The organism is Aquimarina mytili, assembly GCF_016735115.1.
GTDB lineage: Bacteria > Bacteroidota > Bacteroidia > Flavobacteriales > Flavobacteriaceae > Aquimarina > Aquimarina mytili.
The window spans coordinates 214689-239742 of record NZ_JAERQJ010000006.1 but is presented as its reverse complement, the minus strand read 5'-3'; the positions used below and the strand labels follow the sequence as shown (position 1 = coordinate 239742).

29 protein-coding genes are annotated in these 25054 nt (G+C 33.4%); 14 read left to right on the top strand and 15 right to left on the bottom strand.

Annotated features, from left to right (window positions below; genetic code table 11):
* Window positions 1-56: 56 nt before the first annotated feature.
* Window positions 57-575 (bottom strand): RNA polymerase sigma factor, encoded by a 519-nt coding sequence (locus tag JJQ60_RS15670; RefSeq protein ID WP_201922299.1) that lies wholly within the window; start codon window positions 573-575, stop codon window positions 57-59.
* 107 nt (window positions 576-682) lie between these two features.
* Here JJQ60_RS15670 and JJQ60_RS15665 point away from each other — a divergent pair, with 107 nt between their 5' ends.
* On the top strand, window positions 683-1777 hold the full coding sequence (locus tag JJQ60_RS15665; RefSeq protein WP_201922296.1) for a hypothetical protein: 1095 nt from the start codon (window positions 683-685) through the stop codon (window positions 1775-1777).
* A gap of 484 nt (window positions 1778-2261) precedes the next feature.
* On the opposite strand, the gene ftsY is transcribed toward JJQ60_RS15665, so the two are convergent.
* From ftsY to rpmB, 4 genes are all read right to left on the bottom strand, one after another.
* Window positions 2262-3215, bottom strand: a complete 954-nt coding sequence (gene ftsY, locus JJQ60_RS15660; protein ID WP_201922292.1) for a signal recognition particle-docking protein FtsY — start codon at window positions 3213-3215, stop codon at window positions 2262-2264.
* A gap of 129 nt (window positions 3216-3344) precedes the next feature.
* The gene (locus tag JJQ60_RS15655; protein WP_201922289.1) at window positions 3345-3497 is read right to left on the bottom strand and encodes a DUF4295 domain-containing protein; all 153 of its coding nucleotides are present in this window, start codon (window positions 3495-3497) and stop codon (window positions 3345-3347) included.
* A 6-nt stretch (window positions 3498-3503) separates the two neighbouring features.
* Entirely contained in the window at window positions 3504-3686 is a 183-nt protein-coding gene (gene rpmG, locus JJQ60_RS15650; protein ID WP_201922286.1) for a 50S ribosomal protein L33, read from the bottom strand.
* 24 nt (window positions 3687-3710) lie between these two features.
* On the bottom strand, window positions 3711-3950 hold the full coding sequence (rpmB, locus tag JJQ60_RS15645) for a 50S ribosomal protein L28 (protein ID WP_066313819.1): 240 nt from the start codon (window positions 3948-3950) through the stop codon (window positions 3711-3713).
* A 237-nt stretch (window positions 3951-4187) separates the two neighbouring features.
* Between rpmB and JJQ60_RS15640 the strand changes: the two genes are divergently transcribed.
* From JJQ60_RS15640 to JJQ60_RS15630, 3 genes are all read left to right on the top strand, one after another.
* The gene (locus JJQ60_RS15640) at window positions 4188-4589 is read left to right on the top strand and encodes a hypothetical protein (protein WP_201922284.1); all 402 of its coding nucleotides are present in this window, start codon (window positions 4188-4190) and stop codon (window positions 4587-4589) included.
* An 80-nt stretch (window positions 4590-4669) separates the two neighbouring features.
* Window positions 4670-5071, top strand: a complete 402-nt coding sequence (locus tag JJQ60_RS15635; protein WP_201922281.1) for a hypothetical protein — start codon at window positions 4670-4672, stop codon at window positions 5069-5071.
* Window positions 5072-5294: 223 nt separating this feature from the next.
* Window positions 5295-5687: a hypothetical protein gene (locus JJQ60_RS15630; RefSeq protein WP_201922278.1), complete on the top strand. Its 393-nt coding sequence runs from the start codon at window positions 5295-5297 to the stop codon at window positions 5685-5687.
* A gap of 3 nt (window positions 5688-5690) precedes the next feature.
* Here the strand turns inward: JJQ60_RS15630 and JJQ60_RS15625 are convergent, their stop codons facing one another.
* The 5 genes from JJQ60_RS15625 to JJQ60_RS15605 all read right to left on the bottom strand — a co-directional run bounded on the left by JJQ60_RS15625 (window position 5691) and on the right by JJQ60_RS15605 (window position 9468).
* Entirely contained in the window at window positions 5691-6944 is a 1254-nt protein-coding gene (locus tag JJQ60_RS15625; protein ID WP_201922276.1) for a competence/damage-inducible protein A, read from the bottom strand.
* Window positions 6945-6949: 5 nt separating this feature from the next.
* Window positions 6950-7288 carry an Hpt domain-containing protein gene (locus JJQ60_RS15620; RefSeq protein WP_201922273.1) on the bottom strand — a complete coding sequence of 113 codons (339 nt, stop codon included), beginning with the start codon at window positions 7286-7288 and terminating at the stop codon, window positions 6950-6952.
* Window positions 7288-7899, bottom strand: coding sequence for a fumarylacetoacetate hydrolase family protein (locus tag JJQ60_RS15615; RefSeq protein WP_201922271.1), 612 nt, complete (start codon window positions 7897-7899; stop codon window positions 7288-7290). The genes JJQ60_RS15620 and JJQ60_RS15615 overlap by 1 nt, the downstream gene beginning before the upstream one ends.
* Before the next feature lie 21 nt (window positions 7900-7920).
* The gene (locus JJQ60_RS15610; protein ID WP_201922268.1) at window positions 7921-8700 is read right to left on the bottom strand and encodes a 3'-5' exonuclease; all 780 of its coding nucleotides are present in this window, start codon (window positions 8698-8700) and stop codon (window positions 7921-7923) included.
* 81 nt (window positions 8701-8781) lie between these two features.
* Window positions 8782-9468: a metal-dependent transcriptional regulator gene (locus JJQ60_RS15605; RefSeq protein WP_201922265.1), complete on the bottom strand. Its 687-nt coding sequence runs from the start codon at window positions 9466-9468 to the stop codon at window positions 8782-8784.
* Window positions 9469-9519: 51 nt separating this feature from the next.
* Between JJQ60_RS15605 and JJQ60_RS15600 the strand changes: the two genes are divergently transcribed.
* From JJQ60_RS15600 to JJQ60_RS15575, 6 genes are read left to right on the top strand one after another with little or no spacing between them, the layout of a single operon-like run.
* The gene (locus JJQ60_RS15600) at window positions 9520-10314 is read left to right on the top strand and encodes a transporter (RefSeq protein ID WP_201922262.1); all 795 of its coding nucleotides are present in this window, start codon (window positions 9520-9522) and stop codon (window positions 10312-10314) included.
* A gap of 57 nt (window positions 10315-10371) precedes the next feature.
* A complete protein-coding gene (locus tag JJQ60_RS15595) occupies window positions 10372-11286 on the top strand; it encodes a metal ABC transporter solute-binding protein, Zn/Mn family (protein WP_201922259.1) in 915 nt (304 codons plus the stop codon).
* Window positions 11286-12023, top strand: a complete 738-nt coding sequence (locus JJQ60_RS15590; protein ID WP_201922244.1) for a metal ABC transporter ATP-binding protein — start codon at window positions 11286-11288, stop codon at window positions 12021-12023. Before JJQ60_RS15595 ends, JJQ60_RS15590 begins: the two co-directional genes overlap by 1 nt.
* A 5-nt stretch (window positions 12024-12028) precedes the next feature.
* Window positions 12029-13159, top strand: coding sequence for a metal ABC transporter permease (locus JJQ60_RS15585; RefSeq protein WP_201922241.1), 1131 nt, complete (start codon window positions 12029-12031; stop codon window positions 13157-13159).
* Window positions 13152-14312 (top strand): metal ABC transporter permease, encoded by a 1161-nt coding sequence (locus JJQ60_RS15580; protein ID WP_201922238.1) that lies wholly within the window; start codon window positions 13152-13154, stop codon window positions 14310-14312. Before JJQ60_RS15585 ends, JJQ60_RS15580 begins: the two co-directional genes overlap by 8 nt.
* Before the next feature lie 38 nt (window positions 14313-14350).
* Window positions 14351-14719: a hypothetical protein gene (locus JJQ60_RS15575; protein WP_201922235.1), complete on the top strand. Its 369-nt coding sequence runs from the start codon at window positions 14351-14353 to the stop codon at window positions 14717-14719.
* A gap of 29 nt (window positions 14720-14748) precedes the next feature.
* Here the strand turns inward: JJQ60_RS15575 and JJQ60_RS15570 are convergent, their stop codons facing one another.
* From JJQ60_RS15570 to recR, 5 genes are all read right to left on the bottom strand, one after another.
* On the bottom strand, window positions 14749-15654 hold the full coding sequence (locus tag JJQ60_RS15570; protein ID WP_201922232.1) for an SPL family radical SAM protein: 906 nt from the start codon (window positions 15652-15654) through the stop codon (window positions 14749-14751).
* Window positions 15638-16333, bottom strand: a complete 696-nt coding sequence (locus JJQ60_RS15565) for a DNA alkylation repair protein (RefSeq protein ID WP_201922229.1) — start codon at window positions 16331-16333, stop codon at window positions 15638-15640. The genes JJQ60_RS15570 and JJQ60_RS15565 overlap by 17 nt, the downstream gene beginning before the upstream one ends.
* A gap of 167 nt (window positions 16334-16500) precedes the next feature.
* Complete coding sequence (locus JJQ60_RS15560) at window positions 16501-17841, bottom strand: dihydrolipoamide acetyltransferase family protein (protein ID WP_201922226.1); 1341 nt, start codon at window positions 17839-17841, stop codon at window positions 16501-16503.
* A 90-nt stretch (window positions 17842-17931) separates the two neighbouring features.
* Window positions 17932-19002, bottom strand: a complete 1071-nt coding sequence (locus JJQ60_RS15555) for a glycosyltransferase family 2 protein (protein ID WP_317194020.1) — start codon at window positions 19000-19002, stop codon at window positions 17932-17934.
* Window positions 19003-19084: 82 nt separating this feature from the next.
* Window positions 19085-19705: a recombination mediator RecR gene (gene recR / locus JJQ60_RS15550; RefSeq protein ID WP_201922223.1), complete on the bottom strand. Its 621-nt coding sequence runs from the start codon at window positions 19703-19705 to the stop codon at window positions 19085-19087.
* Between the two features lie 281 nt (window positions 19706-19986).
* Here recR and JJQ60_RS15545 point away from each other — a divergent pair, with 281 nt between their 5' ends.
* From JJQ60_RS15545 to secA, 4 genes are all read left to right on the top strand, one after another.
* Entirely contained in the window at window positions 19987-20427 is a 441-nt protein-coding gene (locus JJQ60_RS15545; RefSeq protein ID WP_201922219.1) for a GNAT family N-acetyltransferase, read from the top strand.
* Window positions 20428-20475: 48 nt separating this feature from the next.
* Window positions 20476-21051, top strand: a complete 576-nt coding sequence (locus JJQ60_RS15540; protein ID WP_201922215.1) for a cob(I)yrinic acid a,c-diamide adenosyltransferase — start codon at window positions 20476-20478, stop codon at window positions 21049-21051.
* Between the two features lie 137 nt (window positions 21052-21188).
* Window positions 21189-21410: a DUF2795 domain-containing protein gene (locus JJQ60_RS15535; protein WP_008272287.1), complete on the top strand. Its 222-nt coding sequence runs from the start codon at window positions 21189-21191 to the stop codon at window positions 21408-21410.
* A gap of 244 nt (window positions 21411-21654) precedes the next feature.
* Window positions 21655-25011 carry a preprotein translocase subunit SecA gene (gene secA / locus JJQ60_RS15530; RefSeq protein WP_201922598.1) on the top strand — a complete coding sequence of 1119 codons (3357 nt, stop codon included), beginning with the start codon at window positions 21655-21657 and terminating at the stop codon, window positions 25009-25011.
* Window positions 25012-25054: the final 43 nt, after the last annotated feature.

The window sequence follows — 25054 nt, the reverse complement described above, 5'->3', positions numbered from 1 at the left end:
CGTGCTTCTATATATAAAACAACCAAGTATTTGTTTTTCCTTTAAAAATTTAAAATTTATTTAAATCCTTCTATTTCATTCTTAAGTTTTTTGTAAGCCGTATAAATTCTATTTTCTACAGCCTTTCGCGTAACTCCAAGCATTTCGGCAATTTCGGAGTGCTTTTTTCCTTCTACTTTATTTAACAAGAAGGCAACTCTTTGGTCCTCTGTTAGTCCGGCTAAAGCATTTTGATATTTACGTAAGAATTGTTTTTGTTCAATAATAAATTCTGGAGATTCATTTGTATATTCTTTGGGTTTAATTTCCCTATACCTTAATACAACTTTTTGATGTTTAATTTCATTCAACATCATATTTTTTGCAACACTAAACAAAAAACCTTTGGCTTTGGCAGGAGTAACTTTTTTACAATTATCTAACAGCTTGATAAAAGCATCTTGCATCTTATCATTAGGCCCAAGAGACTCACCATATTTATAATATAGATAATTATATAAATCCTTTGAATAGGTATTGTAGATCTTTGAAAATATCTTTTCCGAACAGACATTTTCATGTAGGTCTTTTGGCATTATGACGATTTTGTTAAGGTTAAATGTAAAAAAAAGAAAAAGAAAAAAGGATTTTTTATAAGTTAGTTGTTATAATTATACCAATCATTTTGAAAGGATTATACGTCATGAACATTAAGATCAATTCAATTCTATATACTATTACACTATTTTTAGTGGTTTTTGCCACTTCGTGTAGAAGTGAATCAGATGAAGTTACACAACCCAATGCAGATAACCAATTACTAAAGGCTAATTCTAAAATAGCAAACTTAATGTTGCGAACCACTTCTAATGATGGGTCCATTGATGATGGTATAGATCGCTCAAATTGCTTTAGCATTTCGCTACCATATACAATAACCGCTAATGGGCAAGAAATTACTATTAACTCTGATGATGAGCTAGAATTGTTAGAAGATGTTTTTGACGATTCTGATGAGATTATTTTTAGTTTTCCAATCACAGTTATATTTACCGATTTTTCTGAAACCATAGTAAACACTATAGATCAATTTGAACAACTTGTTAATGATTGTAATGAAAGTAAAGACAATGATGATGAGCACATAGTTTGCCTTGATTATGAATATCCGTTTTCTGCATCTGCTTTTAATGTTCAAAGTGAATTAATAACAACTATAACCTTCAAAAACGATAGAGACTTACATCTATACATCAAAAATTTAGATAAAGAAGACATTGTAAATATCGACTTTCCGATTACAATACTTCTCTCTAACGATTCTGAAATTAGAATTGATGATCTTGAAAATCTAGAAGATGCTATTGAAACAGCTATCGCAAATAACTGTGATAATGGTAATGATGACGATGATGACGATGATGACGATGATGACGATGACGACGACGACGATGATGAATTCTCGGAAATTCTTATTAGCAAAAATTGGGAAGTATTGAAGTATAAGGATAATGAAAGTAATGAATCAAAAAATTACAAAGATTTTATATTCGATTTTTCTGAAAGCAATACTCTAGTCATTGAAAATGAAGTTACTCGAGAAACAACTAACGGTACTTGGTTTATATCTACTACCTCTGAAGGAAAAAAAGAAGTTCGTTTTGATTTTGGTACGGAAACACCTTTAGATAAACTTAACGGTATCTGGAACATAAAAAAAATAAAAGAAAACCAAATACAATTAGAAAGAGAAGATAATGGCGTAAGTAAAGATCAACTGTTTTTTAAATCAAAATAATATACTGTTATCATAATAAAACCCCATACACCCCTTGAATTATGAAAAACAAACTAAAAACCATAATAAGTCTATTATTTATTTTTTCAATGCTATTCTTTATAACAATATTGATCACCTCTAAAAAAAAATCAATCACTACTACCACAATTGTTAAGACCGAAACACAAACCCACGTCAAAAACTATTAAAATCATGTCAAAATACAGAATATTAATAAGTGGAGCTTTTTTAGTTATATATTGCATCTTTATGGCATATCTAGTTCTACTTAAAACAAGCTAACCAATCCCAATATATTGCCCCATACTTATAATCACAGTCTTTGTATAACGGGAATTATTTACAATAAAGATTATGTGAATTGGGAATAAACCTTCAATTTCTTGAAGGTTTATTTATGTAAAAAATCACTTGTGACTACAAAATTAGTAGAAGCAAGACATTAGACTTAGATGAAAAATGTATACTTTACAACATCTTCTTATTTGAAAAATGAGTCAACAAACTCATACTTATTAAATACCTGAAGATCTTCAATACCCTCACCTACTCCAATATATTTTACGGGAATCTGAAATTGATCACTAATACCAATAACAACTCCTCCTTTTGCGGTTCCGTCAAGTTTTGTTACCGCTAAAGAATTCACCTCGGTAGCTGCTGTAAATTGTTTTGCCTGTTCAAAAGCATTTTGACCAGTAGAACCATCTAAAACTAATAATACATCATGCGGAGCATCCTCAACTACTTTCTGCATTACTCGTTTCACTTTTGTTAATTCATTCATTAAATTAACCTTATTATGCAACCTTCCTGCCGTATCAATAATAATAACATCGGCATTTTGATTAACTCCAGATTGTAATGTATCAAACGCTACAGAAGCAGGATCGCTTCCCATTGCCTGTTTTACAATAGGAACATCTACCCTATCAGCCCAAACCTGTAATTGATCAATAGCTGCCGCTCTAAAAGTATCTGCAGCACCTAAAACAACATTCAAGCCTTTATTTTTAAACTGATGAGCCAATTTACCTATTGTAGTTGTCTTACCAACTCCATTAACTCCTACCACCATTAAAACATACGGCTTCTTACCTTGAGGAATTTCAAAATCTACAGCTTCTCCAACATTGGTTTCTGATAGTAAATTAGCGATCTCTTCACGTAATATTTGGTTTAACTCTTCTGTTCCTAAATATTTATCTTTTGCTACACGCCCTTCAATTCTTTCAATAATCTTTATTGTAGTTTTTACACCAACATCACTAGACACCAAAACCTCTTCAAGTTCATCCAGCACCTCGTCATCTACTTTAGATTTACCGGCTACAGCTTTACTTAATTTTGAAAAAAAACTCGTTTTAGATTTTTCTAACCCTTTATCTAGCGTTTCTTTTTTTTCTGAAGAAAATATATTCTTAAAAAGTCCCATTTCTATTAATTCAATATACTATAAATTCAAAAAAATGAATTTATCTAATTAGATTACCTAAATATAAAAAGAAAGAGCCATTTCAATACAATTGAAACGGCTTCTTTTTAAAAGATTTTAAAAGGGAAACTACTTTTGCTTTAAAAAGTCATTTACAGCTTCTGGAGCCATGATAGACTCTACAAAAGTATAAGCCCCTGTCTTTGGAGACTTTACCATTTTGATGGCCTTAGTTAATCTCTTTGATCCTGTCTGTAACGATGCTACTGATTTCTTTGCCATGTCTTATTATTTAATTTCTTTATGAACAGTCATTTTCTTTAGAACAGGATTAAATTTCTTTAGCTCCATTCTGTCAGGTGTGTTCTTCTTATTTTTAGTAGTAATATATCTTGATGTACCTGGTTTACCAGAAGCTTTATGCTCTGTACATTCTAAAATTACCTGTACTCTATTGCCTTTCTTTGCCATTTGTATATCTTTTAAAAATAGAGATTATTTAGTTAAAAAACCTTTTGCTCTTGCTTCTTTTAAAACAGCAGAGATCCCATTCTTATTTATATTTTTTAATGCTGAAGTAGACACTTTAAGGGTTACCCATCTATCTTCTTCTGGAATATAAAAACGTTTTTTGATCAAATTCGCATTGAATTTACGTTTTGTTTTATTCATCGCGTGAGAAACATTGTTTCCTACCATTGCTTTTTTACCTGTAAGCTCGCAAACTCTTGACATCTCTTCTTAATTTTGGTATTATTTCAAAACAGGGTGCAAATTAACAAATTATTTACCGAACCACCAATAATAGCTTCGTAAATTTTTCTGTTTTTTTTATTTTCCCAATTTCCCTCCTCTCAAAACGAAAATAAGAGGTTTTATCAATCAAAAATAAAAATATTTACCTCAACAAGAATAAGGTCAAACCATAATTTTCATATTTATTACATATTTTAGCAATACAAATAGATTAAAATGGTTAAAAACTTTGAAGGTTCACTTATACAAAAGCATGAAATCGACATAGGAATGTTTTATTTCTATGAAAATTTTGTGGTTGGCGAAGTAAATGAAGGATCTGACCTTAACTTTGAAAGTGGAAAGAAACTATATCAATTAATCGAAACCTATTACAAAGGAACGATTCCTTATACTTACATTTCCAATAGAGTTAATTCATATTCTTTCAAACCCACCAGAATTCATGGATCTTCAGAAAAATTTCCAAATCTTAAAGGATACGCCATAGTGACATATGATCCAGTAAATCACAAAATCGCATGTCTCGAAAAGACCTTCGCTGATATCCCAACAGATGTTTTTAATAGCCTTGAAGACGCTATTACGTGGTCTAAAAAAATGACTACAGTTAATTAAGCCTTGGTACAAAAAAATCTTTGAATATTGATTTTTAATATCTAATTAGTTTATCTTAGATATACCAACTTTTTTATATTATGACTCCAAAAACGAACAGGAAACCTGTCAAGGAATACACTCTTGATATAGGAGTATTTTATTTTTACCAAAACTTTGTCATTGGTGAAATTAAAGAAGGACTAAATCTCAATTTTGAGAGCGGGAAAGAGCTTTTTAATCTTACCAAAACACATTACAAGAATATTATTCCATTTGTTTATATTTCTAATAGAGTTCATTCATATTCGTTTATTCCAACCGGACATTATAAATCCTCTAAACTTTTCCCAAATCTTAAAGGATATGCAATTGTCGTTTATGATAACATTAATTTAAAAATTGCAGAATTAGAACAGACATTTATGAGTTGGCCAAACCAAATATTCACCAATCTAGATGACGCAATTGACTGGGCAGAAGAACTAATCGAACGGGAATAACACTTTGTATAAGTGCATCACAAAATCATTTTGCAATAAAATCACAAACTAGGCATAACTATTCATGAATTTCATTTCAGAAAACCTTGATGTATAAATAAAGTTATCAACTATAAGGTTTGAAATAGCCAAAAACAATATAAATAACTGAAAAACAACATTTAAGAATAAGGATAACGATCATTTATCGACTCAATCTTCACTAACAAAAAGTTAAACAATCATGAAAACTGAAGACGATAAATTAATAGAAGTAAGAAACCTCACACTTGGCACTTATTATTTTTATGAGAAATATTTTATTGCCGAAGTAAATGAGGGAGAGGTCATAACTCTTGAAAAACTTGATGACCTCATCCCACTAATTCTTAAACATTATGCAGATACAAAATCCTTTTCATATATTTCCAACAGAATTAATTCTCATTCAATAGCCCCTGTTGACTATTTATTTTGCCCTCTTAACACAATGAAAAACTTCAATGGTTATGGTGTAGTCACATATAGCAAAGCATGTGAGAAATCTATTGTTGTAGAAAAGCATTTTGCTAGGAAACCGTTTTATCAATTTAATGATCTTAAAGATGCAATTAACTGGACTAAAAAAAGTGCTTAAAAGTTAATTATGCGCATCTTTTAATTCCAACAATAATAACTCAAAAGACTTAGCAACAGCTTTACCTATTGTACGTTCTCTTGAATTACCAAAGACAAATTTCTCTGAAAAGACCTTTTCCGGAGTTGCTATAGCTATAAAAACGGTACCTACCTCGACATCTCCATCTCCTTTCGTAGGACCAGCATTACCAGTGGTAGCTATTGCGTAATCTGATTTAAATTTTTCTTTAACCGTAGCGGCCATAGTTTCGGCCACTTCAGCACTGGTTACGGTATATTTCTCAATAATATCACTATCCACTCCTAAAACATCAATTTTGGATTGTGTAGCATATGTAACTACCCCTCCATTGAAATAGGCAGAAGACCCTGCATTTGAAGTAAAGGATTGCGCTATTTTACCACCTGTACAGCTTTCTGCTACAGATATCGTCTTTCCATTTTTTATCAATAACTGCCCTATTCTTACCTCTATCTTTTCATCTTCTTCGTACCCCACTATAATCTCTCCAATAATGTCATGAAGCCCTTCTATCCTATTTTCAATAGTATCTTCAAGAAGTTTTTTATCTGTACCCCTACCCGATAAACGTAACCTTACGCTACCAAGATTTGGCAAATAGGCTAACTTTATAAAAGAGGGAAGATTATCTTCCCAATCTTCAATTTTTGCAGCTATAGCACTCTCTCCCATACCATAAGTAAGCACTGTTTTATGAATAATATGAGGCCTATCAAATCTTTTTTGCAATCTTGGAAGCACCTCATTTTTCATTAAACCTTTCATTTCGTAAGGCACTCCAGGCATAGACACAAATACTTTATCATTCTGTTCTATCCACATACCAGGAGCAGTACCATAAAGATTCATTAATACTGTGGATCTACTTGGCACTAATGCTTGTTGGCGGTTTATGTCTGAAATTGGTGTCGAAATATACTTCTCAAAAAGCTTTTCTATATGCCTTAACACCTTAGTATCTTGTATTAATTCATCATCAAAATAGGTACAAATGGTATGTTTGGTAATATCATCTTTTGTAGGACCTAGACCACCAGTAAGTATAACTATATCTACACGCTTTTCTGCTTGAGCCAAAGCATTTAAAATATCCTGCTTATCATCACGTATCGAAGTAATCTGTAAAACATCAACACCAATCTTATTAAGCTCTTTACCAATAAAGGCAGAGTTAGAATCTATAATTTGACCAATAAGAATTTCATCACCAATAGTAATTATTTCTGCCAGCATATTATTTATTGAAAATCAGCTTTCAAATCCTCTATAGCTCCATTTACTGTAACTACTATATGATCTAGCACTGGTTTTATTTCTTCTTTTGCTTTATTGGTTTTGGACCATGCTTCTATTTGCTTTATTTGCGATAAAAGATTTATATCAAATAATTGAAGATTAGGTTTCATTTTATGAGCATACTGATATGCCATCTGCGGATTATCTGATTCTACAGCTTGTACCATACTATCAAGATCTGGCGGTATTTCTTCTAAAAAAGTTTGTACCAAGACAGCTATAAACTCATTATCCCCACCGGACAATTCATCTACATTTTTTAAACTATATCCTTTGCTCATTATTTTACTTTTATTGAAAAAACTTGTTTGTTACTTATATATCCTGTTAAAATATCTTCTGGTTTTACAGGTCCAACACCAGCTGGTGTTCCTGTAAATATAACATCTCCTATCTTTAAAGTAAAATATTTTGAAACATATTCTATCAATTCATCTATTTTCCACAACATAAATTTGGTGTTCCCTTGTTGTACAAGCTGTTGGTTTTTCTCCAGACTAAAGTCAATATCATTAACATCCTGAAATTCATCTTTTGAAATCCAATTACCAACAACTGCTGCCCCATCAAAGGCTTTGGCTTTCTCCCATGGCAATCCTTTTTCTTTAAGATTACGTTGCAGATCTCGAGCAGTAAAATCTATCCCCAAACCAATTTTGTCATAATATTTATGAGCAAATTTTCTGTCTATATATTTTCCAACTTTATTAATCTTTACCAAAATCTCAACTTCATGATGTACATCATTAGAAAAGTCAGGGATAAAAAAGGGTTGCTTTTTTAATAAAATTGCTGTGTCAGGTTTCAAAAAAACCACAGGATCTACTGGTTTTTCATTTTCTAACTCTTCAATATGATCAGTATAATTACGACCTATACAAATAAGTTTCATTATTCTAAATTCTGTTAAACACTATAAATTTAAGCTATTATTTAACTTACGAAGTCTAACTGCGGTAAGAACCTTTTTGGTATATAAAGGAAAGTCTGCATTTTGTATCCAACCAAAGTATCCCGGCTCATCCTCCATAACCTGCTCCACCAATTTACCCTTATGTTTACCAAAGGAGAAAATTTCTTTACCATTATCATCATAAGCAATAAAGCCTGCAAAATCGGCAAACTGTTTTCTTGAACTAAACTCTGATAAAAATTTGGCGTCATTCTCTAATTCAGGATACCTATCTAATTGTGCTTTTAAAACCTCATATGTTGCATTGGTATCTGCCTCTGCAGAATGAGCATCCTCTAGGTCCTTATCACAATAAAACTTATACGCCGCGGATAAGGTTCTCTTTTCCATTTTATGATAAATGGTTTGTACATCGATAGCTACAGTATTTTTCATATCAAAATCGAGCCCAGCCCTCAATAGCTCTTCTGCCAATAAAGGAATATCAAATCTATTAGAATTAAATCCTCCTAAATCGCACCCCTTAATCATTTCACTAACTTTACTTGCAAGCTGTTTAAAAGTGGGTTCATTAGCCACCTTAGCATTATCTATACCATGTACAACAGTTGTTTCTGGTGGAATAGGCATCTCTGGATTTACCAACCAGGTTTTACTTTCCTGAGTACCATTTGGAAATATTTTTAGGATAGAAATTTCAACAATTCGATCTTTAGAAATATTTACACCGGTAGTTTCAAGATCGAAAAAACATATCGGTTTTTTTAAATTAAGCTCCATAAATTGATTGTGTGATACTCAAAGATAACAGCTATTCTTTAACATTGTTATAGCCTAACTCTATTTTAACATTTACAAAAATCACGTTATCTTCTTAACAAATACATTATCAGCAAATTTCCGTGTTACGGTCTCTACAACATTATTAAATTCTATTCTGATAGATTTATCAAACTCTCGTATTTCGAGGACTTTTATCTCACTACTTAACACGAGACCTATCTCGGAGACGTATTTCAAAAAATTAACCGATCCATCGTTTACCGCCTCTAATTTACAAACATCACCCTCAGACAATGAAGACAACATCACTTTAGGCAAAACCGAATAATCGCCATCTGCACTAGGAATCAATTCTCCATGAGGGTCTTTTTTAGGATAATCCATAAATCGATCCAACTCATTGACCAATTTGCGAGATTTAACATGCTCCAATTGTTCTGCGACTTCATGAACCTCATCCCACGTAAAGTTTAAATAATTACAAAGAAAAGTTTCCCATAACCTATGCTTCCGAATTAAGCGTACAGCAATAGACTTCCCTTCTTCGGTTAAATCGAGCTTACCATACTTTTCGCTTACCACATATGCTTTAGCCTTCAACTTTTTAATCATGTTATTCGTTGATGCCGGAGATACTTTAAGATATTCGGCCAATTGGTTATTACCAACCTTAGGAGAATTCCCTTCTATAAGCAGTTGAAAAAGAGCTTTTAAATAGTCTTCTTCACTCTTTGTTAAATTATTCAAATTTAATTTGTTAGTCATAACTAACTTTTTTAGTTTTGCGTCAATAATTAAACAAAATTAATAAACCTAATGCAATTAAGAAGAATCATCTTACTTACTTTTTTAAGTTACCTAACTTTTAACAGTATCTTTTCTCAAGAAAAAACAAACCCCGGAACGCTCGTAACAGATAGACCAGATCAGACAGAGTCTCCGACAGTAGTACCAAAAGGATACTTACAAATTGAAACTGGAGCGTTTTATGAAGATTTGGGAGAAGACATAGTAAAAGAAAAAGCAACCACATTTAACACTACACTTCTACGATACGGTTTGTTAGACAACTTAGAACTAAGAGTAGGCTGGGATTTTACTGAAATCAAGACTGAGAGGAATGGAATAGAAGATGCTAATGTTGCCAGTGGTTTATCACCATTATTATTAGGAGCAAAAATTGGCATTACCGAAGAAAAAGGATTACTACCAGAAATTGGATTTCTAGGTCATTTATATTTACCATTTAGTGCGAGTGGTGATTTTAAGCCAGAAACTACAGGAGTTGATTTTAGATTTTCTTTTGCACATACTTTGAGTGAAAAATCGAGTTTATCATATAATTTGGGTGCAGCCTGGGGTGATGATTCTCCCGAAGCTGCCTATGTATACACATTTGTATATGGGTACAGTATTACCAATAATTTCGGAATCTATGCCGAATTGTATGGAGATCTGCCCGAAGACAGTAGTGCAAATCATCTTTGGGATGCGGGATTCACTTATTTATTAAGTGACTCAATTCAGTTAGATGCAACCGTAGGATCTGGTATAACCGAAGGCCAAAATTTATTATTAAGTGCCGGAATTAGTATACGATTACCTAATTAGTCATTCATTTTAGAGTCATAAAATAAAAAAACATTTTAAATCACAATAAGAAACAAAATGAAAAAAATAATAACAATCCTCATAGTCGCTTTAGCCCTATTTTCCTGCAAAAAAGGAGTTAAGAACGAAAATCAAAAACTCAATGTAGTAACCACCACTTCTATGATCACGGATTTGGTTAAAAATATTGGCGGTGATGCTATCGAAGTTCAGGGGTTAATGGGCAGTGGTATTGATCCACACTTATATAAAGCTAGTGAAGGCGATGTAACTAAATTAGTGAATGCCGATGTAATCTTCTATAACGGTTTGCATCTTGAAGGTAAATTAGTTGAAGTATTCGAAAAAATGGAGCATCAGGACATTAAAACGATAGCCATTGGCGAGAGTTTGGACAAAAGCACGCTAATAGGATCTGATTATTTTGCTTCAAATTATGATCCGCATATTTGGTTTAATGTTGAAAATTGGAAATTAATAACAACATTTATAACCAATCAACTTGTCACTATAGATCCAAAAAATGCCAATGTTTTTAAAGCTAATAGTGAAACCTATTTAGCAAAACTTAGCAAATTAGAAGATCGATTGCAAAAAACAATTGCCACACTGGCAAAAGAAAAACGAATCTTAGTTACCGCACATGATGCATTTAGTTATTTCGGACAAGCCTATGAATTTAACGTGGTAGGCCTACAAGGATTATCTACTGCAACCGAAGCCGGAGTGCAAGATGTGCAGAAATTAGCTAATTTTATTATTGAAAAAGAGGTAAAGGCCATTTTTGTAGAAAGCTCGGTACCAAAAAGAACTATTGAAGCTCTACAAGCTGCGGTAAAATCAAAAGATCATGAAGTAGCAATCGGGGGAACTCTATTCTCAGATGCTCTAGGAAACATAGGGTCTAAGGAAGGCACTTATATCGGTATGTTTGAATATAATGTAAACACTATTGTTAACGCACTTAAGTGATGGAAGATAAAATTGCGGTTCAGATAGACGATCTTACTGTAGCTTATAACTACAAACCTGTTTTATGGGATATTGATCTTGCTATTCCAGAAGGGGTTTTAATGGCAATCGTAGGTCCAAATGGGGCCGGAAAATCCACTCTGATTAAATCGATTTTGGATATCATCAACCCTATTGCCGGTAGTATACAAATCTATGGAAAACCATACAAAAAACAACGATCACTAGTGGCATACGTTCCTCAAAAAGGAAGTGTGGATTGGGATTTCCCTACCACTGCCCTGGATGTCGTTACAATGGGTACCTATGGAAGTTTAGGGTGGATCAAAAGACCCGGTCAAAAAGAAAAAAAAGCTGCTCTTGAAGCTTTAGAAAAAGTGGGAATGCTCGCTTTTAAAAACAGGCAAATCAGCCAGCTTTCCGGAGGACAGCAACAACGTATTTTTTTAGCTAGGGCTTTAGTACAAAATGCCGCTATTTATTTTATGGATGAGCCATTTCAAGGAGTAGATGCCACTACAGAAAAAGCGATTATTAATATTCTTAAGGAGCTTAGGAAAGCAGGAAAAACAGTGATTGTTGTGCATCATGATCTACAAACCGTACCAGAATATTTTGATTGGGTAACCTTCCTAAATGTAAAAAAGATTGCTACAGGACCGGTTAAAGACATTTTTAACGATGATAATCTTACCAAAACTTATGGAATCAATTATAAAGTAGCCGTAAATCAATAGTAGTTATGAATTTACAAGAATACATAGAGCTTGTTTTTACCGATTATACGCTACGTACTATAACACTAGGTACCGCTGTGCTCGGTGCAATCTGCGGTATGTTGGGTAGTTTTGCTGTATTACGAAAACAAAGCCTGTTAGGAGATGCAATTTCGCACGCTGCTTTGCCGGGTATAGCCATTGCTTTTTTGATTATTGGCACAAAAAACAGTTCTATTTTTTTATTAGGCGCTTTAATAAGCGGATTAGTCGGTACCTTTTGGATCAGAGGAATAATAAGAAACACTCATCTTAAATCTGATACTGCCCTTGGACTTATCTTATCCCTATTTTTTGGATTTGGAATGCTATTGCTTACTTATATTCAGAAAATACCAAATGCCAATCAAGCAGGTTTAGAAAGTTATCTTTTTGGACAAGCCGCAACTCTTTTAGAAAGTGATGTATGGCTTATGGTAATTGTTACCAGTATTAGTTTAGCAATTTTATTATTATTCTGGAAAGAACTTAAAATACTTTTATTTGATGCAGACTATACCAAAACACTAGGATTTAACACTAGGTTTCTAGATATTCTAATTACATCATTTATTGTTATTGCCATTGTTCTTGGATTACAAACCGTGGGAGTAGTACTAATGAGCGCTATGCTATTAGCACCTGCTGCGGCAGCAAGACAATGGACTAATAGCCTTGGTATTATGGTGATTTTGGCCGCTATATTTGGAGCATTATCAGGTGTTGTAGGTACCGCAATTAGTGCCAGTCATAACAATTTATCAACTGGACCAGTAATTGTTTTGGTTGCAGGTGTTTTTGTACTGTTCTCTTTTATCTTCTCTCCCGGACGGGGATTATTGTTTAGAGAAATACGTTTCAGAAAAAACAGGAATGATCTTCAACTGCATAAGACCTTATCATTTATGTACAACATTGCGAAAACACATGAAGACATTGCTCATCCTCATGCCATTAAAATTTTAAATAATTTCCAAGGTTTTACCAGAAAATCGCTTCAAAAACTTGAAGATAAGGATTACATAAAAATACAGGGCAATATGTGGTCTATGACCGAATCAGGATATCAAACCGCAGCAAACCTATACAATCAATTAACGAATAACGAAGATGAGTAATGCACAGATAGAAATACAACTGATTGCAAGTTTGGTAGCTATAGCTTGTGCTATTCCTGGGACGTTTTTAGTATTACGCAAAATGGCCTTAATAACTGATGCTATAAGTCATTCTATTTTACCAGGGATTGTCATAGGATTTTTCATCACTCATGATTTATCATCTCCTTTGCTTATCGTTATGGCCGCAGCCAGTGGAGTACTCACGGTTGTTCTGGTAGAATTTATTCAAAAAACAGGATTAGTAAAAGAAGACACTGCTATTGGGCTTGTTTTTCCTGCACTTTTTAGCATAGGTATTATTCTAATTGCACAAAATGCTAATGATGTACATTTAGATATTGATGCTGTTCTACTAGGTGAACTAGCCTTTGCTCCTTTTGACAGACTTATGATACAAGGAACAGATTTAGGTCCAAAATCTTTATGGATTATTGGTGTTATTTTAGTAATAACCCTAGGATTATTAATAGCATTTTTCAAAGAGCTTAAGATAAGTACATTTGATGCTGGTCTTGCATCTGCTTTAGGATTATCACCAGTTGTAGTACACTATGGATTAATGACTGTCTCTTCTATCACTACTGTAGGTGCCTTTGATGCAGTGGGGGCTATTTTAGTTATTGCATTGATGATAGCGCCAGCAGCTACGGCATATTTACTAACCAACAACCTCAAAAAAATGCTTTTGTTAGCCGTTTTGTTTGGTGTATGTAGTGCTATTGCTGGATATTGGTTAGCTCACGGATTAGATACGTCTATTTCAGGATCTATGACATCTGTTTTAGGTTTGGTATTTTTGCTGGTTTATCTATTTGCTCCAAACAGAGGTTTTTTCTCTGTACTTTATCGTCAAAAACAACAGCGTATAGAAGTCTCTCTGCTAACATTTCTTCTTCACCTTGGAAATCATCACGAAGAGGAAGAACGACATGTAAAGCATTTAAACGAACATATAAACTGGCAAAAAGTACGATCGAAATCTGTATTAGATTTAGCCCTAAAAAATAATATGATCACCATTGAAAAAGACATTGTTTCTTTAACTGATAAAGGCAAAAAATTTACAACAGAAGCCATAGATTATATTGTAACCAATAAGAATTCAGAAATTGAAAACATGAAAGATCGGTTCTTTTTGTTCAGAGGATAAAACGTGTATCTTTATAAAACAAAACAATTGAATTTTCTGTGAAGAATCGAAATACACTTATTATATATCTTTGCACCATTTTATTTGGTTTTATTTCGTATTCTCAAGAAAAATCACTTCGTCTGATTGAAGATAAACAGAAAAAACGAACAATACTCTACATCCAAAACGATACCGATACCGAAAAAAGTGTGTTTTTAAAGATTAACCCTATAGGATATCGACGCAGTGCAAACAAACCTATGATCAAAATTATCCCTGCAAAAAGCAAGGTACAAATGCTCATTCTTATCCCGTTAGCAGATGTAGAATCACATTATACGTATAACCTTATTGTTAATGACAAACTTGAAACTATTGACGTAAAACGCAGTAAGGAATTAAAAAAGAAGGATAGTATAGAATAGATATTCGCAAAACAGTTTTATATTATTTCTCACCCCCTTTTTTGAGCTGCTTCTAGTATTGTATTATTTAATTTATAGTCAACACAAAGCTCTCCCATTTTCTTATAAAATGCAGTACTGTAATACTTTGGCATGTTTGAGCTATTATTAAAGAATTTATAGTATTTAGGTAAGAGTTCTGGATAGTGTTTTTTGACCGCATTTAACATCAGTGTTTTACTATCAGAATTTCCATTTCCAAATAAGGTAATGGTCGCCGGAAGTATGTAATCTATATTTTTATTTTTTAGTGTAGAAAACATAAAATCTAATTGCTCCTTAGTATCCGTAATATATGGTAATAACGGCATTAAGCTAACACCTGTCAAGAAACCATGATGTACTGATTTTTCCAAGACCAACAATCGCATAGAAGGTTTTGTGGCACCAGGTTCAAATATTCTAGCCACCTTATCATCAAGAGACGAAAACGAAAACGAAACAATAACTCCTCTATTCAATTCTAGCAAGTCTTTGGGCAGAATTGCTTGTTGATCAATCTCCTTGAGAATATCAAAATCTCTCTCAATTAAATCAGATTTAGTTATGATATGAACCGGAAACCTATGTTTGAGAATTACTTTTAACGCTTTTCTGGTTAACTCATATTTCTCTTCAATTTGTAAATAAGGATCAGTGGCTGAGGATAACACAATTACCCCGTATTGATTTTTCTTAGCTCTATTTGCCAATTGCCGATCTAATACTTCTATCGCGTTAATTTTAACTGATAAACTATTCTCGAGGTTCATTCCGTACTTACTACCACGGATATAGCAATACAGACAATTAAACGAACAACTGCTATACGGATTAAATGTATAATCATCTAAAAACCAATCATCTCTCCTTTTGGTTTTGTTTAAAACGGATTTAACTTCAATCTCTTTTGGCATAATCATTCCTATTTAAACCAATACTTATTTTTGTTCTAAACCAATGAGCAACTCGTTCTTTATTATCAATCTCTTTCTGAAAAAAATCAATGACATCCGGATGAAATTTTGCCGTAGTTTTGGCTGCCCAACCTATCCCTTGTCTTATTTCTTTATCTTTTGTATTTGCCATGGATAGCAAAAGTCTAAAAACAGTTTTAACACTATTTTGATCCAAACCTTTTTTAATCGCATAATGAACTCCTGCTCCTAAAGAGCGAATCACCCAATTACTTGAATGACTAGATAATCTTTTTATTTCTGGAATCGTTTTAGAGGGCCAGTGTAGTAATGCATACCCAAATACGCGCTCTCCTATAATATCACAAACGTACCAAATGTCTGCATTGGATACATATTCCGTAGCTTTTTCAATAGATTGTTTAAAACTATCTTTCAATCGAATTTGCAACATTATTCCTAGAATAACATTTCCTCCTTCGGTATGCAATGCTTCAATCTGATCACAAAAATCAATATGTTCATCTTCAAAAATTTCTTGATAGAGTGTTTTCGCACAAAATTCTAAAAGAGGAAACCTTACTTTTCTATTTAAAACTAAATCATGTAACTCATTTACACACTCTGTTAACCCCTTGCTCTGATACACCAATACACATTGATCAACGTATTTTTTCACTTCAGATTTTCTGGTAACAATGTGCACTTCTATATTTTATAAAATGAGTAGTAGTAACTATTAACGTCGAGTAATACATTAAATTAACACAAAAATCCTTAAATAAAAAAACCACGACTAGCAAGGCATGTCGTGGTTTACATCTTATTTATAAATTTATCTAGCTTTTAAAACTCTCTATTGGCATCAAATGCCTCTAAGTAGTCTTTTACTCGCTGTACAAACTGTCCTCCTAGCGCTCCATTTACTACTCTATGATCATATGAATGTGAAAGAAACATCTTGTACCTGATACCTATAAAATCTCCTTCTGGTGTTTCGATAACGGCAGGAACTTTTCTAATCGCTCCTAAAGCCAATATTCCAACCTGAGGTTGATTGATTATAGGGGTTCCCATAATACTACCAAATGTACCTACATTGGTTACAGTATATGTACCGCCTTGTATATCATCTGGTTTTAAAGCATTATTACGTGCACGATTAGCTAAATCGTTAACTGCTTTGGTCATACCCACAAGGTTTAACTGGTCGGCATTTTTTATAACAGGCACAATAAGGTTACCATCAGGTAAAGCTGCTGCCATACCCAGATTTATATTTTTCTTTTTGATTATAGTATCTCCAGAAACAGAAATATTAATCATCGGAAAATCTTTAATTGCTTTTGCAACTGCCTCCATAAAAATTGGAGTAAATGTCAGATTTTCTCCTTCACGCTTCATGAAATCTGCTTTCACTTTTTTCCTCCAATTCCATATATTGGTAACATCTGCTTCGATAAATGATTGAACATGTGCTGAAGTCTGCACTGATTCTACCATATGATGAGCAATAAGTTTACCCATTCTGGTCATTTCAATAATCTCATCTTCTCCTGATGCAACCACTGGCGTGGGCTTGGAAGCTTCTTTTTTGGCTGGTGTAGCCACAACTGGTGCTTTTTTAACCTCTTCTTTAGTAGTTTGAGTAACTACTTTACCATTTTTTCTATCTTCAATAAATTGAAGAATATCATTTTTGGTAACTCGGCCATCTTTACCGGTTCCAGAAATCCCTTCAAGCTCTTCTAATGAAACTCCTTCGGTTGAGGCAATATTCTTTACTAAAGGTGAATAAAATCTACTCCCTTCAGAAAAATCTGAAGTAGCTGTAGTTACAGTTTCGGTTGCTTCAGTAATTTGTGTTTCGATGACCACCGCTTCTTTAGGAGGTTCTTCGGTTTCAATTGTTGTCCCTGTCGATGCTGCTTCTACTCCACCTTCTCCTTCGGTCTCTATAATAGCAATAGTTTGGCCTACTTGCACCACATCATCAACTTCAAATAGTTTTTCTAATAGCACACCTTCTACCTCACTAGGCACTTCACTATCCACTTTATCTGTTGCTATCTCTACAACTGCATCATCTAGTTCGATAGTTTCTCCAACTTCTTTTAACCAAGTCGTTATTGTTGCTTCTGCAACACTTTCACCCATCTTTGGAAGTTTAAGCTCAAATTTTGCCATATCCGTAATTAAAAGTGTTTGTATGTTAGTTTTTTTGCGAATTTAATTAAAATTAAGCTTAAAAATTAGTTTTTCTATACTAAATTTTAATTAAAATATTTTTATTTCACCTTTCCCATCTTTAAAATCACTACCTAAAATATAATTACAATTTTTAGGTCTAATTTTAAACGTTACTGTATTTCTTTTCAAGAATTGCATTTGTTCAATGATCTCCCCAAAAGTCATACAATTATTGTCAAAGATAATCTCGATATTTTGATCTCCCAAATCTTCTTGATTCACAGTTCTATATATTTCTATATTCTTATCCAATATTTTGGATAAATCTTCACACAAACCCATATCTGAAGATACTAAATAGTATTGGTCTATTTTTCTTTTTTCTTTATCAAAATTTCGTAATGACTGTACAAGAGATATAATTCGTATTGCAGTAGAAACCATAAAATCCAACACCACGTTACTCTTAAAGTGTTTCCTATAAAACACGCGCATTGCTCCATAAAAACGCCGAACGTATTTGGCATTCCGATCTGTACTTTCTCCCTTATAATGAACAGATACCAGATTTCCTAAGTAATAGTTTTGATATCCATTTTTTTTAATTTTATAAGATAGATCAATATCCTCTCCATACATAAAATAATCCTCATCAAATCCATTGATAGACCTATACAGCTCTCTTTTCACAACAAAAAAAGCTCCAACCAAAATATCGACATCTCCTACTTCTGTTTCTGAAACATGATCGGCATAGTAATTTTTGACTTTACTTAATTTGATTCCAAAAAGCCTTCTGAATGAGGTTAGAGGTGATGGGATATTACGTTTACTCTCAGGAAGAAAATTTCCGGTACCATCTATCAATCTCGGTCCAACTAGTCCAGCGTTAGGTAAACTCTCTGCCTGATTTATAATATCAATAAAGGTGTCTGATGCAACAACAACATCAGGATTTAAGATGCATAAATATTCTCCTTTAGCTATAGAAGCTGCCTGGTTATTTGCTTTTGCAAAACCTACATTTTCTTCATTCTTTACAAAAATAACTTCTGGAAATTTACTATTGAGTATCGTATAACTTTGATCAGAAGAGTTATTGTCTATAACTATAATCTCTGCATCAATAGCACGTATAGCATCTTGTACACTTAATATACATTGTTCTAAAAAATATCGAACATTATAACTTACTATGATTACAGATAATTTCAGAAGCAGTTTATTTACAGCTGGTCAATTAAGAATTCTTTAATGCATTTTCAAAAGGAATTCTATTTACAATACTTCTACCCAGTGTAATTTCATCAGCATATTCTAATTCATCATTAACCCCAATCCCACGAGCAATAGTGGATGTCTTAATTTCTACTCCTTCTAACTGTTTATAAATGTAAAAATTTGTGGTATCACCTTCCATAGTCGCGCTTAAGGCAAATATTAACTCTTTCACTTCTCCTGATTTGACTTTTTCAATTAACGAGCTAATATTTAAATTTTGAGGACCAATACCATCCATAGGACTTATTTTACCTCCTAATACATGATACAAGCCTCTATATTGACCCGTACTCTCGATTGCCATTACATCACGAATATCTTCTACAATACAAATCATGTCTCGAACCCGATTTGGGTTGCTACAGATATCACAAATATTTACATCACTTATACTATGGCAATTTTGACAAAATTTAATTTCATTTCGCAATGTTCCTAAAGCCATTACTAAATGTTCGGTTTGTGTTTTGGGTTGTCGCAACAGATGTAGTACTAATCGCAAAGCAGTTCGTTTTCCTATACCAGGAAGCTGCGACATTTCATAAACTGCTTTTTCTAATAATTTTGATGAAAATTCCATAGCACAGCAAATTTAATGTTTTTAATATACTTCACTCTGCAAATACTGAGTTAATCTTATGAAACAATTAAAACCATTTTTCTACTTTTACTCTAAAAGTTAAAAGATAATGTTTGATGCTCTTTCTGAAGAAACCCAGCTTATTTTAATGATTATAGGCATTGCTCTATTATTTATTCTTGTTTCATGGAATACTAAAAGAAATAAAAGCAAACTGTACGGTCGTAAAAAACGTAATTTTAAAAAAAATTACTTTGACAAAAAAGAAAAGAAATGATGCGATGAAAAAAATAACAATCAGAAAGGCAATTCCAGAAGAACTTGAATGGGTTAACGAAAAATACAAAGCCATAGGTTTTACTTCATCAAATTATAATACAGAATATATAGCACTTGCAGAGATCAAAAACACAAAATGTGGATTAGGAAGAGTAGTGGTTATTGATGCTCAAAACGTAGAGTTAGGAGGTATTTATGTTTTTGATGAATTTCAAGGATTAGGAATTGCACAAAAAATAATTCATCATTTATTAGAAAACACGATTCAAAATAAAAAGATATGGTGCTTACCATTTAAAAATCTTGAACATTTTTATAAAAAATTTGGTTTTTTTGATGAGAAAATAGATCATTCAAAAATTCCGAATAAAATTTATGAAAAATATGCATGGTGCAATCAAAACCAGAATTATAAGGAAGAAGTTCTCTTATTATCGAAATAGCTTATTATAAATAAAAGAATCAAAAACTCAAAATACACATAAAACTTAATGAAAATATATACAAAAACCGGGGATAAAGGTACTACAGCTCTTTTTGGGGGCACTAGGGTTCCTAAACACCATATTCGTATTGACAGTTATGGCACTGTTGATGAATTAAATTCACATATTGGATTGATCAGAGACCAAAACATTGATGAAATCAGCAAACAAGTGTTAATCAAAATACAAGATAGACTATTTACTGTTGGCGCTGTACTGGCAACCGACCCAGAGAAAGCCGTTCTTAAAAGTGGTCAGAAAAGACTAAATATCCCTACTATTGTTGAGGGAGACATTGAGCTACTAGAAAAAGAAATTGATCGAATGAACGAATCTTTGCCTCCGATGACACATTTTGTATTACCTGGGGGGCACCAAACTGTGTCATTCTGTCACATTGCCCGCTGTGTATGCAGACGTGCAGAACGTTTGGCTACTGCATTATACGAATTAGAACCCTTTGAAGAAGCTAATTTGAAGTATTTAAACCGACTATCTGACTATCTTTTTGTACTGGCACGAAAGTTGACCCACGATCTTAAAGCAGATGAAATTAAGTGGATTCCTTCAAAGAATTCTTAATAATTTTAGAGCTGCAAAATTAGTAAGGGAAACCCCCGGAAAATCACGTTCTTATAATTATTGTCTAAATAATTAATTTTTTACTTGACTTTTTAAACTAAAAAATTATTTTTGCAAAAAATTAAACCAGTAAACATATGTATTGGACTTTAGAATTAGCATCTTATTTAAGTGATGCACCTTGGCCAGCTACAAAAGACGAGTTAATAGATTATGCAATTCGTACTGGAGCACCCCTGGAGGTTGTAGAAAATTTACAAGCAATTGAAGATGAAGGAGATTCTTACGACTCTATAGAAGAAATATGGCCTGATTATCCTACAGATGAAGATTATCTTTGGAATGAGGATGAATATTAAATATTTAATATAGTATTAAAAGTCTCGAAAGAGGCTTTTTTTTTGCGTAAATTACGCCACCAATATGCTATTAGCCATATAGCATGTTAAGAGTATTGTATAATAAGGCTTTTCATAGCCAGAGATAACATAATCCCTAAATTTAGGGCTCATACAGCTATATACCAATAGCTCAAAACAACCAGGTTAAACTATGAACAATAGTATAACTTGGAAAATCTCGATAAAATATATATCCATAATTATGGGAATTTTAGATTCTGTATTAAAAGTATTTGTTGGGGACAAATCCCAAAAAGACATAAAAGAAATTCAGCCAAAGGTTGAATTAGTAAAAAAAGCCGAAAAAACACTCGAGGGCCTTTCGCATGATGAGTTACGTGCTAAAACTATTGAATTCAAAAATAAAATAGATCAAGTTCGCTCTGAGATTAATTCTAAAATTGAAAAGCTTAAAGAAGAGGCAAATACTGTTGACGATATAGATAAGAAAGAGGATATTTATGTTGAAATCGATAAACTCAAAGATGAAGCATACGAAGCAACAGAAAAAACCTTAGATGAAATTCTACCCGAAGCCTTTGCAGTGGTAAAAGAAACTGCTAAACGTTTTACAAATAATGATACAATTGAAGTTACCGCTTCAACGTATGACCGTGAGCTTTCAGGAACAAAAGATTATATAACACTTAATGAAGATAAAGCCGTTTGGGCTACTAGCTGGGATGCCGCTGGTAAAGAAGTAAAGTGGGATATGGTACACTATGATGTACAGCTTATTGGTGGTATTGCGATGCATCAAGGTAAAATAGCCGAAATGCAAACTGGTGAGGGTAAAACACTAGTTGCTACCTTACCTGTATATCTAAATGCCTTATCAGGCAATGGTGTACACTTAGTTACAGTAAACGACTATCTTGCTCGTCGAGATAGCGAATGGATGGCCCCTATTTTTCAATTCCATGGTTTTACTATAGATTGTATTGACAATCATAGACCAAACTCAGCAGAACGAAGAGCGGCATACAATGCAGATATTACCTATGGTACCAATAACGAGTTTGGTTTTGATTACCTGCGTGATAATATGTCTCATGCGCCAGAAGATTTAGTACAACGCCCGCATAATTATGCCATTATAGATGAGGTAGACTCTGTATTAATTGATGACGCTCGTACACCTTTAATTATTTCTGGGCCTATTCCAAAAGGAGATGTACATGAATTTGATGAGTTGAAACCAAAAATTGCAGATATCGTTTCTGTACAGCAAAAATATCTTACTACAGTTCTTGCTGAAGCTAAAAAACTGATTAAAGAAGGAGATACCAAAGAAGGAGGTTTCAAGTTATTGCAAGTATTCAGAGGAATACCAAAGAATAAAGCATTAATCAAGTTCTTAAGTGAAGAGGGAGTAAAATTACTACTTCAAAAGACTGAAAACTTCTATATGCAAGATAATAATCGTGAGATGCATAAAATTGATGCAGATCTGTATTATGTAATAGAAGAAAAAAATAATCAAATAGATCTTACCGATAAAGGGGTAGAATATTTATCTGGTAAAGATGATCCTGATTTCTTTGTACTACCACAAATCGGGATGGAAATTGCCAAAATTGAAGATTTAGGATTATCTAAAGAAGAAGAAGCTGAAAAGAAAGAAGATCTTTTTAGAGAATATAGCGTAAAAAGTGAGCGCATACATACACTACGTCAATTATTAAAAGCGTATTCGTTATTCGAAAAAGACGTAGAGTATGTAGTGATGGATAACAAGGTAAAAATCGTTGACGAACAAACCGGACGTATCATGGATGGTCGTCGTTATAGCGATGGATTACACCAGGCAATTGAAGCTAAAGAGAACGTAAAAATCGAAGATGCCACACAAACTTTTGCTACAGTTACATTACAGAACTATTTTAGAATGTACCGCAAGTTATCGGGTATGACCGGTACTGCTGTTACTGAAGCTGGAGAACTTTGGGAAATCTATAAGTTAGATGTAGTTGAAATCCCTACAAACCGGCCGATTGCCAGACATGATAGAGAAGATTTAGTATACAAAACCAAACGTGAGAAATATAATGCCGTAATAGAAGAAGTAACCGAACTTTCTCGTGCAGGAAGACCTGTACTTATTGGTACTACTTCGGTAGAGATTTCTGAGTTATTGAGTCGTATGCTTACCATTCGTAAAGTACCACATAATGTCTTGAATGCCAAACTACATAAAAAAGAAGCAGATATTGTTGCCGAAGCGGGTAATACCGGAATGGTAACCATAGCAACGAACATGGCAGGTCGTGGTACCGATATTAAATTGTCTGATGAAGTAAAGGCTGCTGGTGGTCTTGCCATTGTAGGTACCGAACGTCATGATTCTCGTCGTGTAGATAGACAGCTACGTGGACGTGCCGGTCGACAAGGAGATCCAGGAAGTTCGCAGTTCTATGTTTCTCTGGAAGATAATCTTATGCGTTTATTTGGATCAGAACGTATTGCCAAAATGATGGATAGAATGGGATTAAAAGAAGGTGAAGTAATCCAGCACTCAATGATTTCTAAATCCATTGAAAGAGCTCAGAAAAAAGTTGAAGAAAATAACTTTGGTGTTCGTAAGCGATTATTAGAATATGACGATGTAATGAATGCGCAGCGTGAAGTAGTTTATAAACGTCGTTATCATGCACTATTTGGAGAGCGTCTTAGAGTTGACATTGCCAACATGATCTATGATACTGCAGAGGTAATTACTGAAGGGAATAAAATCGCTCAAGATTTCAAAAATTTCGAGTTTGAATTGATTCGTTATTTTTCAATGAGTAGTCCTGTCTCTGAAGCTGACTTTGAAAAAATGGATCAGCAAAAAATTGCAGGTGAAATATACAAAGCAGCCTATCAGCACTATCAAGATAAGATGAAACGAAATGCCGAAGCTGCATATCCAGTAATCAAGCAAGTATACGAAGACCCTTCAAGCAAGTACGAAAGAATTCTTGTTCCGTTTACAGATGGTGTTAAAAGCCTTAATGTAGCTACCGACTTAGAAAAAGCCTATGAAACTGAAGGTAAACAGCTAATTACCGATTTCGAAAAAAATATTACACTCGCCATTATTGATGATGCATGGAAAACGCATCTCCGTAAAATGGATGAATTAAAACAAAGTGTACAGCTTGCCGTGCACGAACAAAAAGATCCTTTATTAATCTATAAGTTTGAAGCGTTTGAATTGTTTAAATCTATGATCCATGACGTTAATAAGGATGTAATTTCGTTCTTATTCAAAGGGGAATTACCAACGGGTAATACTCAGGATATTTCTGAAGCCCGTCAAGTGCGTAGAAAAGAAAAATTAGAAACGACCAAGGAAGAAATTCCGAATATGGATGAGCGTGCCGCACAAAACAGAGCTGCAGGACAAACTCAAGGGCGCCCTCAAGTAACAGAAACCATTGTTCGCGAACAACCTAAGATTGGTCGTAACGATAAAGTAACAATCAAACATGTAATGAGTGGCGAAAATAAAACCATGAAATACAAACAAGCCATCCCGTTAATCCAAAAAGGAGAATGGGTACTTGTCAATGAATAAGATTACATTGAACATCAAGAAGAATAAAAAAACCTGAAGCTAT